This window comes from Priestia sp. BR_2 (assembly GCF_041954005.1).
Classification (GTDB): domain Bacteria; phylum Bacillota; class Bacilli; order Paenibacillales; family Paenibacillaceae; genus Paenibacillus_AQ; species Paenibacillus_AQ lautus_A.
In genome coordinates this window covers 17348-29794 of record NZ_JAVFHM010000128.1, presented here as the reverse complement: position 1 = coordinate 29794, position 12447 = coordinate 17348, and the positions used below count along the sequence as shown (strand labels likewise).

The 12447-nt window shown below is 40.0% G+C and carries 10 protein-coding genes and 1 pseudogene; 4 read left to right on the top strand and 7 right to left on the bottom strand.

What is annotated here, in order from left to right; genetic code table 11:
* Positions 1 to 65: 65 nt before the first annotated feature.
* The 3 genes from RB298_RS04755 (at position 66) to RB298_RS04745 (ending at position 2162) form a co-directional block, all read left to right on the top strand.
* Positions 66 to 572, top strand: a complete 507-nt coding sequence (locus RB298_RS04755; RefSeq protein ID WP_486046076.1) for an NUDIX domain-containing protein — start codon at positions 66 to 68, stop codon at positions 570 to 572.
* A gap of 117 nt (positions 573 to 689) precedes the next feature.
* A complete protein-coding gene (locus tag RB298_RS04750; RefSeq protein ID WP_119848359.1) occupies positions 690 to 899 on the top strand; it encodes a hypothetical protein in 210 nt (69 codons plus the stop codon).
* 285 nt (positions 900 to 1184) lie between these two features.
* A complete protein-coding gene (locus RB298_RS04745) occupies positions 1185 to 2162 on the top strand; it encodes a DNA/RNA non-specific endonuclease (RefSeq protein WP_486046074.1) in 978 nt (325 codons plus the stop codon).
* 1467 nt (positions 2163 to 3629) lie between these two features.
* On the opposite strand, the gene RB298_RS04740 is transcribed toward RB298_RS04745, so the two are convergent.
* The 3 genes and pseudogenes from RB298_RS04740 to RB298_RS04730 all read right to left on the bottom strand — a co-directional run bounded on the left by RB298_RS04740 (position 3630) and on the right by RB298_RS04730 (position 6761).
* On the bottom strand, positions 3630 to 4922 hold the full coding sequence (locus tag RB298_RS04740) for a helix-turn-helix domain-containing protein (RefSeq protein WP_486046072.1): 1293 nt from the start codon (positions 4920 to 4922) through the stop codon (positions 3630 to 3632).
* Positions 4923 to 5072: 150 nt separating this feature from the next.
* Positions 5073 to 5492, bottom strand: a pseudogene (locus RB298_RS04735) (SOS response-associated peptidase).
* A 159-nt stretch (positions 5493 to 5651) separates the two neighbouring features.
* On the bottom strand, positions 5652 to 6761 hold the full coding sequence (locus RB298_RS04730) for an RNA-guided endonuclease InsQ/TnpB family protein (RefSeq protein WP_486046070.1): 1110 nt from the start codon (positions 6759 to 6761) through the stop codon (positions 5652 to 5654).
* 671 nt (positions 6762 to 7432) lie between these two features.
* Here RB298_RS04730 and RB298_RS04725 point away from each other — a divergent pair.
* Complete coding sequence (locus RB298_RS04725) at positions 7433 to 8659, top strand: S-layer homology domain-containing protein (protein ID WP_486046069.1); 1227 nt, start codon at positions 7433 to 7435, stop codon at positions 8657 to 8659.
* Between the two features lie 49 nt (positions 8660 to 8708).
* Here RB298_RS04725 and RB298_RS04720 read toward each other — a convergent pair whose 3' ends face one another.
* The 4 genes from RB298_RS04720 to RB298_RS04705 all read right to left on the bottom strand — a co-directional run bounded on the left by RB298_RS04720 (position 8709) and on the right by RB298_RS04705 (position 12389).
* Entirely contained in the window at positions 8709 to 9029 is a 321-nt protein-coding gene (locus tag RB298_RS04720) for an SOS response-associated peptidase family protein (RefSeq protein ID WP_486046067.1), read from the bottom strand.
* Between the two features lie 18 nt (positions 9030 to 9047).
* Positions 9048 to 10163 carry a hypothetical protein gene (locus RB298_RS04715; RefSeq protein ID WP_486046065.1) on the bottom strand — a complete coding sequence of 372 codons (1116 nt, stop codon included), beginning with the start codon at positions 10161 to 10163 and terminating at the stop codon, positions 9048 to 9050.
* Between the two features lie 175 nt (positions 10164 to 10338).
* Positions 10339 to 11022, bottom strand: coding sequence for an SOS response-associated peptidase (locus RB298_RS04710; RefSeq protein WP_486046063.1), 684 nt, complete (start codon positions 11020 to 11022; stop codon positions 10339 to 10341).
* 62 nt (positions 11023 to 11084) lie between these two features.
* Positions 11085 to 12389, bottom strand: a complete 1305-nt coding sequence (locus RB298_RS04705; RefSeq protein WP_486046061.1) for a competence protein CoiA family protein — start codon at positions 12387 to 12389, stop codon at positions 11085 to 11087.
* Positions 12390 to 12447 lie beyond the last annotated feature (58 nt).

The following is a 12447-nucleotide window of genomic DNA, read 5'->3' as shown; positions in this document are numbered from 1 at the left end:
TGGAAATTTTGTGACTCTAAAGTATTGCTTTAAATTCCAATGTATTGAAGAGGTGAAATTTTGAAATGAAAATTATCAGAGAAGAAAAAAACGTTAGAGGGCTCCCGTTGCCTAACGAAACACAATTAGTATTGTCTGAAGTTATTCCTCGTCAAGAATTAATAACGTGCTCGTTTGTACTTGCATTTCAAGAAGACGCATTGTTATTAACTAATTTGAATGAAAGAGGATGGGATATACCTGGAGGGCATATTGAACCTGGGGAAACGCCTATGGAGGCAATGAAAAGGGAACTTTATGAAGAAACAGGTGCTTTGATTGAATCTCCTCACGTTCTCGGATATGAATTGATAAGACTATATAACAAGCCAGAGAATTATAAGTATCCATATCCAGAGAGCTATATGGTCTTTTATTCTGCAAGAATCATAAGGCTTGATGATTTTCAAAATAACTATGAAACAAACGGAAGAGGGCTGTTCAAACCAGAAGAGGCATTAAAAATTGCTTGGGTCGAAGCAAATAAAGCGTTCTATGAAGAAGGGCTACGAATAGCAGCTAACAATAGGTGATTAAACTAACGGGAAACAATAAATCAACTTTCCAACCACTGGGGAGCTAGCTTGGAAACAACGCATTAATACTTTGTAACGGAAGAATAAATGATATTTAAAAATGGAGGAATAGTTATGGAGACGAAGGAAGAAAATTTTCCAAATGATAGCACCATGGAATCAATCAAAAGTTTAACAGAGAAAGACGCAAAGACTTTCTTGAACCTTATATATGCACTTATAAAAGACAACGAAAATCCGAGCGAACAATTGATTTCAAATGTATTAACCATTTTTGAGAAACAATTACCAAGAGTGGCTAAAGCAAGACAGAATAAAAACTAATCATCATGCTGCTTCAAAACGCTGTGAAGATAAAATAATTGAATCTGAACAACGGATAAATGTGTGAGGAAAGTGGTGGAGGTAATCGGAAGCCCGTTAAGCTAACGGGAAACGATAGTTGAACCAATACAGGGAGCAGAACGCCGCGCCGCTGCTCCCTGTTCTATTGTAATTGGCAGGATAATTCAATAGGATATTAGTCTTTTATGGTAAGATTATAGAACAAGATAAGTTATAGTCGTCGTTTTTAGAATGAACAGTATGAAATTATAGGGGAGTCCTAAATTGAAAAAGAAAATGAACTATTTAATCTTAATTTTAACGATCATCTTTATGGTTGGTTGTACCAATGTAGAAGATCCGCCTATTACAAATGGAGAAAACGCCATACAAGAAGTAAACAAAGTTGATAAAGAAGCAGAGGGAACTATTACCGAGGCCATTAAGGAACCAAAAGGAGAAGAAAAGGTTGTTGATGAACCGGCAGTCGAGGAAACACCAACCCAACCAAATAACGATCTATTCTCAGGATACGAACGTATTGAAGTGGATGCTTGTGATTTGTCTGGCCATCGTGAACCTAACGTCGTTGTGGATGTAGGTTACGGGAAGCGTGAATACTGGGCATTTACAAACGAACACGGGCAACTAGTGCGTGTCATTGCTGATAAAATCATTCTACAAGATGACAATAAAGAGCCTGTGTCATCGTCTGGTAGGTATTGTGCTGATGAAGCAAAGGTCCCTGGGGTTGAGAGTGCTGTTTTAGACGAAGGACATGCCATAGCTGATTCTCTTGGCGGTGTATCCAATGCTTATAATATCACCCCACAAGATAGTACGCTCAACCGACATGGTGATCAAGCATATATGGAAGACGCTATACGCAAATCAGGTGGAGCTACTAATTTTGAAGCAATTATCACCTACCCGAACACGAAAACGCAGATTCCCTCCAGTTATCAATACACCTATACGTTAAAGGGTAACGTGATTGTCGATAAATTTGATAATGTGAATCCTGACGAAGTAAACAAAACCCTTGGTTTAACAGACAGTAAGCCTTCTGATTCAAAAAGTTCTAACACAAAAGCGACTAATCCAAATACAAAAGATGATCTTTCTAGTGTTGATACCAATGGTAACGGGAAGATAACGATAAAAGAAGCGAAAGCAGCCGGTTATAGTATGCCAATAACGAGTGATCATTGGTTATACAAATACATGGATGATCGTGATGGTGACGGTATGGTAGGTGAGTAAGACTAAAATTAAATGAACGGAAGAACAGAACATACTCCTGTTTGCCACAATTCCCTATGGATGGTGTTATAACTAGAGATGAACATCCTGAATGGTTTCAGAGTATTGAATAATAACTCTTGATAACTCATGGTGGTTGAACTAACGGGAAACGATAGCTTAATAAAAACAGCAGCGATCGGTTTAGATCAGCTGCTGTTTTTTATTAATATAACCGGCTGAGTATGGGATCGTGGCAATGTTATCAAGTTCTTGTCATCCAACACAAATAAGGCTGATAGGCGTTTTTCTTTTGTCCCGGTTTACAGACATATGTACAAAACACGACTTTTGCGAACATGTATTAATGAGGATGAATGAAATAAAGAATCCCATCCCTCAACTACTCTGGATGAAAGTTCTTGTCCCCCGACAAAAATAGGTGCAGGAACCCATATGTCTGACCAGCATATAATATTTAAGATCACATTTGAAGGGAGTTAAGAAATTGTGTATTCGCTTTTAAATAATTCTAACCGAAGTATCATAGCGCCAATCACACCACCACCTGAGCGCCTAGTTAGATATTTCGAGATGCTTAGAAATAATTATGATTGGGTAGAAACTATCGGAAATAATTGTCCAGGACCAAGTATGCCTACACTCCCTCCAGAATATTGTACACAGACTATATTTGATAAGGTTTGTTCTTGTTGTACAAAAAATTGGTCTATTGTAATTGGCACCAATTTTGCATCGCAATATGTTCCTATGTTAGTAGGCATAACCGACATCAAAAGAAGTGGTAACGTTATTAGAGTATATGGTTATATTTATCCCGATTTATCGACGGTAAAGGAAGTACCCCTTGCTATTATTCATGTTGGTTGTTATTTCCAGTTATAAATATAAACAAGTGAATTTGAAAGCGGTAATTGTCTAGAAATCCATTCAATTAGACAAATACCATTTATAAGAAAAAGCATTGGTCAAAAAACCAACATTTACATTACAAGTTGCCCACTGACAACCTAACAAACTAGCAATAAGGTACCCAATAATCCAATTCAAAGCGTTGATCATTACCTCTTAAGCAGATCGGTATCGATAAGGTCAAACGCAACAAGCAAATCGTGAATAGATCGCTGGAGTACAGTTTTATATAAAGAAAAAGAGCCTTCATTAGGCTCTTTTTTCAGTTTCCGCGACTTCTTTTCTCCTGCCGGCACGTCCGGACGTTTCCGGATCGATGCCCCCGGCGCATCATGCATTGGCCACTATCTGCAGCTGCTACATATCTCGTATAATGCTTCTTTACTTCCAATATGCCTCAATATCACCAAGCTTCTGAATTGGGACGATATTAATATTACTCTTCATCAGCCTTTTCATTAATTTGGCTTCTGAATAATTTATTCCGAGCGCTTGTGGCTTCGCTGGTTGTAGTCAGCAAAGTCACTTTTATTATGCTCTCCCCTGCCCTATCAGCTAGGTTAAACGTTCTATAATTTCCTCGGTCGATGCATGCTGGTCACTCTGTCTCTCTCTCCAGAGCCGGCACCAAAAATCCACTTGCTCCGGAGAAAACCGATAATTGTTCCCCTCTCTCACATGAGGAAGTTGATATTTCCTGATATTCGGTGTAATGAATCTATGGCTGCATCCTAACATTGCGCAAAGTTCGGCAGTTGTGATGCTTCCTTTTTGTTGATCCACCGAATAAGCAGCCTTAAACTTCCGCGCACCATACAGGGTTGATTTTTGATATACCCAGTCACGAATTTGAAGAGCTGCAGCTTTGTTATAGACTAATGTGCAGTACGTCTTCATCAGATAGGTTGGATTATAATCCGATGGATAATCCAGAGACGAAGGTGTTACACCAACATGCTGTTTAATCTTTAGGTATATCCCATATAACAATCGATCGTTGCCGCAGAATTTTAACTCCAAAGCGTCTCCGCGCTGGCGTCTTATCCAAGATCCGTCCCCATCAATTACGCCGCGAATGAAGTGTCGATCCAAGTTATCAGCAAGTTCAGGATAATTGGCGACTTCAGTTTTATTCGTAGTACATCCGAGCATGGATAAGTCGTGAAATAGGTGCGCGTTGGTAACCGCTGCTTTGGAATACTTTCCGTTGTCGGTTTGACCGATGGCTGTTTTAAACCGAAGTTCATCGTGAACCGATCGGATAATATCTTCATCCTCCATCCTGATTTGAATGACATACTTCGGAAATTTCCGGTTTTTCGTGGAGGCTGTGATATTGCCGTCGGTTAAGAATAGTCCAAAAATATAAGCTCTCGCTTCGCTTTGAATACCTTTCGAAAAAAAGGTCGAGTCGCAGTTGTCATGCGCTACTAAGTTTTGGATCTGTCGATCGCTCAATGTGCTGTCGATCGCAGAATAATCCCCTAATGAATCACTTGGTTTCATAAAGGCATACGAAGAGAGATCGAAGCGAAATTGGCAATCTTCAAAATCCTTTTCACGGCTTCGGTCGGAACATTTTCTGCTACAGAACGTTCGATCCCCTTTAAGCTGTGACTCGTAACGCAAAAATTCTTTCCCACAATAAAGGCAGGTAAACCTCATTTTCGACTGAGTTTGTGTTTTGTAATGTTCAATACCCAAAATATGAACTGCGCGAAGTAAGGAGCGAATGTTTAGATGGTGCATCCTGGCAAATTCGGTTAATTTCACTCTATGCTGCAGCGTAAATTCAGAAATATATTGTGGGGTAAACCCGAATTTAGTGACAAAGTCATGTTCATTCATGCATTGAGTTGTCCCTTCAAACGAAATGATTTCCATCTGACTCGATTTTCTGGCATCAGCAAATCCATAGTATTATGTAAATATCTAATACACAAGGCGGTAATCATACAAAAAAAGACCTGTTCACACGCCTTCTGGTGGGAGTGGGTCTTATTTTGAGTTTAACGGAATCTCATCTATTAATTCAGAACCCGTATTCTTGACACTCCCTACTGCAGCAGAAACTGGATAGGACAGCATTTTGGCTGCAGGGAAAGGAGATAATAATTCCTGAAGCCTTTCTTTATCTTGTACATCCGGATCCAGCCAGATGTCTGCATTTTTTTCATCCAATATAACCGGCATCCTATCATGGGCATCAGCTACTAAATCGTTTGGTTTTGTTGTTATGATGGTGCAGCTGCGCAGTACCTCTTCATCCGGATTCTTCCACTCATCGTACAGACCTGCAAATCCTTACACACTCTTTGACTTGATCTGAAATCGATAGGTCTGTTTTTTGTCCTTCCCTTCTCGTTTCCATTCATAAAAACCGTCACTCGGAATAATAACACGTTGTTGTCTACTCATTCCACTACCGTTGCCAAAAGATTTTATGAGCGTATCTTTTGTTTGCTTCTTGCTTCTTCGTGCCTGCTTTTGCCGAAGCTACTCGCATTTGGTGTGACACTCCACAAGCGTAAATTCGGATACAACGATTCCTACATACTAGCAATGACTTGATGAGTGTCATTTTGCTAGTTTAGCTAAGTTGATAGCGGCGTTTAAGTCTCGGTCTACCACTAGCCCACACAAACACCTGAACACTCTATCTGAAAGTTTTAGGTCTTTATTGATGTGTCCGCAGACAGAACAAGTTTTTGATGAAGGGTACCATCTATTAGCTTCCAAAAAGCGAATTCGGTATTTAGCGCATTTGTACTGCAGTTTGAGCTTGAAATCATAAAGTTTCTGCTGAGCAACGGATTTCGATAGGTGTTTGTTCTTCATCATGCCTTTGATGTTCAAGTCTTCCATCACGACTGTGCAAGGCTTGGTTTTCACGATTGCACTTGTAACTTGATGGATGTGATTGATTCGGATATTCGTCAGTCGCCGATGAAGCAAACGAATTTTTTTCTCCACTTTAACAATGTTGCATGTTTTGACAAAACGGTTCCCCTCCTTGTTCATTTCATATTTTCGGGAAACTTTGCGCTGCAACCTGCGGAATCGTTTCTCAGCTCGTTTGACTATTTTGGTTTTATTTATATTTTTGAAACGTACTCCATCAGAACAGACCGCTAGTTCTTTTATGCCTACGTCAATGCCTACAACATTGTCAGTAAGCTGTTGATCAGGGAAACTCTGCTCCATACCGACTGACAAGTACCAATACTTTCCGTCGAACGACACTCTTGGGTTTGAAAATTTCGCACTAGGAAGCTTTTCAGTTGATTTAATCCAACCTACCTTCTCGATAAGAACATGATTCTGCCTGACTTTAAGCTTTACATTGTCGTTATAGAACGAAGGCTTTGAGCGCTTACGGCTCTTGAATTTTGGTTTCTCAGCCACCCTCTTGAAAAACTTCTTATAGGCGTCGCATGCATCTTTAACTGCTTGTTTGGTTACGTTGTTGGACACATTGTACAACCATGAGTATTCTTCGTTTTGCTTGAGTTGTGTTAGTTCCTTCCTCAACAAACCATCAGAAAGAAACTTGCCGCCACTTTGGTAATTTTCTTCTTGTTTTGCTAACGCCCAGTTATAGGCCCAGCGAGCAACCCCCACAGATTTCCAGAGCTGCTTCTCCTGTTCTTCAGTTGGTTTTAATCTAATTTTCTTTCCCAAAATCATAACAACATCTCACACCTTCTAATATATCAAATCTAGTTTTTCTAGCTCTGAGGAGTATCCTGATCCCCTTCCGTAGATTTATTTCTACCAAAATACGACTTTTGCTGACATGCGTTCTGATGAAGTGCAGATGGGGACGTTACGCAGTTGGTATCATGGTGAATAAAAAGAACCGGGACATGCCGGTATCTCGTCCCCTTTCGTAAAGGGACCTACTCTTGAAACGGTAGAATCTAGCTCATTTATTCCATTTTATCGCAATTTGTCGTCTTCTGTGTAGAGAAGATGAGAAGTAGTGAATTCACCCTACCAGCAAAAAAATTTGCAGTTTGCACTTCTGATATTTTTGATTATGCGGTCTAGAGATATTCGGGTGCCCGCAGGATCCGTAAACAATGATTACCTCAATGCCTGAAATTTAATAACCCATTCTTCTGATCGATACGTTAACGCGTATCTGTCCCACTAAGAACAGGATTCAATATCACGATCATGCCGTTTCAAAGCCATGGGCCACGTAGAAGAACGATTTGAGAACGAATAAGGCGTGTCAAGGTATGGATATTTACCTTTTAGTAAATAGAAAAGCAAATTGCTAAGCCCATGATGACGATAAATATAAAGGGGCGTTCTCCCAAATTAAGAGCGCTTAATCAAAAGGAGAGAGTGCCATGAAAAAACTATTCATCAAAATTGCAGGAATCGCATTGGCTTCAGCACTTATGGTAGGTTTGATATGCATCAAGACACCTAACGCTCAAGCCGCGACAACTCAATTTTCCGATGTGAAATCGACCCACTGGGGCGCTAGCGCCATTACCAAAGCCGTTTCCAAAGGCTATGTCGATGGATACACTAACGGTACATTTAAGCCAGACGCCAGTGTCACACGCGCCGAATTCTTGAAGATGGTCGTCTCGGCCCTGGAACTTGAGACCACGCCAGCAAGCGGTAAATGGTACACGGAGTACGTTGAAGCAGCAAGCAAAGTAGGACTTTACGCATCTGCCGATTTCAACGATAACGAAGCCGCTTGGACGAAAGTCATGACACGTGAAGAAATGGCCCGCGTTGCAGCTCGTGCAATCGGAGAAACGACAAAAGAAGATGACAAATGGATGTATCTCGCTACGAAAGCCGGTCTTATTAATGGCGTCGGTATAGGGCAGATCGCTCCGAAAGGGCTGACCACGCGTGCGCAGGCCATCGTTGTAATCGAACGAATTCTTTCCAAGAACAATGGCACTGACCTCCAAGTCGATAAGTATGCGGTCGGCAGTGCTGAAATCGCATGGCATGGAACAAACATCTTCACCGTGATGCCGGAAATGTGGGTAACCACGGAAGCCGATCTGAGACAAGCTAGAAAGGCCTCGGTCGAAGAAATGTGGAAAGAAGAACGTATGACCATCACGTCAAAAGACGGACTGTATCAAGGCAAGCTAGACGCACTTATCGCCATCGACCTTTCCGATCCCAATGACCCCAACCTTGGGTTGATAAAACCGATCAATACGCTCAAATGGTTCAATAACCGACCTTCGATCAAGAACCTGATGGTTAAAGATCAGAAAAACAGTTACGTCTTGTATTTCAAAGGTGGAACGGTATTCAATAAAGATACAAAAAGATATAACCCTAACACAATTCTACAATTCCAGGTCGATGGATTTGATAGTCCTGATCGCGATGCCTTTTTTAATAAAGGTGTGCTGAATACAGCTGCCCGCCTTTATCGCAATAGCTTAACCGACATTCCTGCCGTTATTATCCCCAAAAAAGGAACTGTTCAAAATTACAGCAATTTGGAAATTAGGCTACAAACACCAGCAGCTGCTGGATTCTGGTTCAGTGAAATCGTCCCCCTCAGTCTGCGAGGAACTCGCGACGACGCCTAATGCTACGCGAGTATTTTATTAGGTGGTTTGATCGGCATGTATTCGGTATTCATACTGAAAAATAAGACCCACTCCCACGCCTTTGCGTGGAGTGGGTCTTATTTTGAGTTAACGTAATCTCATCTATTAATTCAGTACCCGTATTCTTATCGTTCCCAACTGCAACGGAAACTGGATAGGACAACATGTTAGCTGCAGGGAAGGGAGATAATAATTCCTGAAGCTTTCCTTTATCTCGTACTTCCGGATCCAGCCAGATGTCTACATTTTTATCACCCAGTATTACTGGCATCCTATCATGGACACCGGCTACTAAATCGTTTGGTTTTGTTGTTATGATTTTGCAACTGCGCTGTACCTCTCCATCCATATCATCCCTTGGCTAAAGTTATTTATTTCTAGGCCGCCCTGCCTTATTCGGCTCACGTAGAGTCAACAGAACGATTTCAGACGTGTTTTTCACAGCTTTCCAAACAGTATCTTCATTTACAACAGTATCATTCTGAATACTATAATAATCAGCGATCTCTTTTAATGTCCAATTTTGAATTTGATAACGTACAAGCCACTCAAAATGTTCTAAGTTCCTTTTATCCTTTGCTTTAGTGTATCCCTTTTCAACTAAAAACCTTTCAGCTCGTTGCTTGTACATTTTCTTGTAAGCCAAAAACCAATCATCGATCTTCTTTTCAAAGTCCCTCCAAGACTCATTTCTCGGATCCCATCCTTGGCCAAAAAACCAATCCATTGGTTCATAGTCTCCAAGGTCATCACCAGACATGACCTTTTTAATTACTCTGGTCTTTTTACGGTCGTATTCTAATATATTCTCGAAATCATATAACCGAGTTGAGAAATCATCAAATACTGTATTTAAGCGATTAGGTGCAAATACAAAAGGGGTATTTGCATCGAAAAACCCATGAACAATTGGATGCCTAGTTTCTTCTAATTCGTGTGTATCTAATTCTTCTTCGAAACAAATAGATTCACTTAGTGATAATCTTTCGTGATAAGGCTTTGTCGTATTCATCACATTCCAATATTCTTCTTCAGACCGCCCAATCTTCTGGCAAAATTCTTTAGCTTCTTTCAACCTTTTTTTTCGTTCAATATCTAAACAACTTTCATAATAATCTGCAATAGCCCACAATGCCAATTCATAATAAAAATCATTAAATCCAGTCAAGTGGAACGTTTGCGCCCAAGAAAGAAGACCTTCCCGCAACGATCTGTACCCTTTATATTTTTCATTTTGGTTGGAATTTTTCACAATAGCCCAATATGAAGGTTCCTTACTTACTTTGAATCCATTCTCTACATACCATTTATAAGCTTCTTCATACGCTGTTGAAAGTCTTTCGAGTTCCTCTGTACATTCTGGAGCAATTTTCTCAAGAGTACGGACAAAGTAAGTAATTGAATGATGATGTGTTGAATTCATGATAAGTGGACTTCGATCAGATTTTATTCTTTCAGGATGATAATATAATCCGTTTTTCATATTATTGATCCCCCCAGTACTTTGATACCATCATGATAAGTGATACACAACAAGGTTACTACGAAATATAAAATAATTATGCAAATCAACAATTACTTCACTACCACAAACTAATTCTCCCTATGTTACAGTACATCCATCAAAAAAAGCAGCTCATGTATGAGCTGCTTAGAGTCTATTTGGAATTCAACGGAATTTCATCGATCAATTCAGAACCAGTATTCTTTACATTGCCTACCAAAGCAGATACAGGGTATGAACGCATGGAATCACCAGGATAAGTTCTTAGAAGACCCAGTATTAGGTCTTTATCTTGTATATCCGGATCCAGCCAAGTATCTGCAGCACTGTGATCTAAAATTACCGGCATCCGATCATGGACATCGGCTACTAAATCGTTTGGTTTTGTTGTTATGATGGTGCAGCTGCGCAGTATTACTCCATCCGGATCCTTCCACTCATCATACAGACCTGCAAAACCATATACACCCTTTGACTTGATCTGAAAACGATACGGCTGCTTTTTATCCTTCCCTTCTCGTTTCCATTCATAAAAGCCGTCACTCGGAATAATAATACGTTTCGTGGTAATAAGATGACGAAAGGCTGGCTTGGATTGTAATGTTTCAGCCCTGGCATTAATCATCTTGTAACCAATTTTAATATCTTTGGCCCAAAATGGAATAAGCCCCCATCTATATCCTTCCAATACCCGTTTTCCGCTGCTCCCATTTATGACAGCGATCGTTTGAGAAGGGGCTATGTTATAACGAGGTTTGTACTCATACTCAACACTGCTCACATCAAAAGTATCTACTATCTCAGATAAATCACTTATAAGCGTAAATCTTCCACACATTTAAATCCCTCCAGTCCTCTCCTTATACAATATCCAGAACCACAGTGACATAAACGCATTCGTTATAAACCTTGAATTTTAACAAGCCATGTACGAATCTTTTCGTCCCCGATTCTTCCAAGGGAGGTCTGAACGATATTATACAAATCCTTAAGCGTTAGACCATAGTCAATCAATTCGCTCTGATTTAATCTCAAATAATAATAAAATTGCTTGGCCTCTGCTTCAGTTATTGAATATTTTTTAAGCTTTAAAATGTTTTCAGTAATATCAACTTCACTGATCATTGGCTCTATATCCGGTTCAACTGGAGACAGCACTTCCCTTTCCGGAGTATGACCAACAGCAGCTAATTCTTGATTCTCTACGGTGTCTTCAGAAAGATGATTAACCAAACGATGATTATACTCATCCACTTTATGAATGAGCTCATTAGCAAACTCAAGCCGGTCCCTATCCTCTTGGTTGGGGTCACAAAGAAGAACAGCGTCTTTGACTATTAGAGCATAAGAAATGCTCTGCTTGTAGCCTTTAGTCAAAGCAAATGCTCGGTATGGATTCTTCTTAGAATCCAAGATCAAACGATGAACAGAAATGGTTATGCTTTCCCCTTCAGAGTGCACATAATATAGGCTGCGAACATCTAAAGATAATGGTGCGTGAGCACGGTACCCAAAAAGACCTGGTATATTGAAACCCGGAAATTCTTCAGACAGATCCTTAAGCAACTCGTCCCACTTATAATCCTCCTCAGTTTTTATAGCAAGCCCATATTCTGCTTCCCATAAATGAATCACCCTTCGTACATGATCATGTGCCAGTTCACGATCTTCAACAAACCATATTGTTTCAAGCCCCTTCTCTTTAAAATATTTAGTTCGTTTATTAATGAGCTGAACTACCTTATTGTCCCCAATCTCATGTACATTCGTGATAATTGAAATTGCAAACTCCCTTCCATTTTTGTTAAGGTAAATATCCGGATAATGCTTCCAAAGTTCGTGACCTTTTTCTTTATACCCATATTCAACTTTTAAATCGGGCTTAAATCTTTCTTGCCCCTTAAGATCCGTGTAAATGATCTCTTTAATGACTGAATGCTTTTCATTTTCCCTGGATACCTGAGTTTGATAACTATCATACGATCTTGCCATTTGACATGTTTGGCCTCGGCCATGAGCAAAATGAACATCACGTATTTCGCCGGCACGTAAGAGTAACTTTTCAAAACAAAAAGGACAAGTGATGGCTTCCTTCTCCGATCTCTTCCTATACGTTTCAATAACCTGATCCTTATCCGTTGGACTTAATGAAGCCAGTATATGTTTTATGTTTATGATATCGCCTTCGTATATCCCAATATCCATCTTAAATCCCCCTAATTCCAACTTGTGTATAATTTATATGAAAGATCAGATATAACAC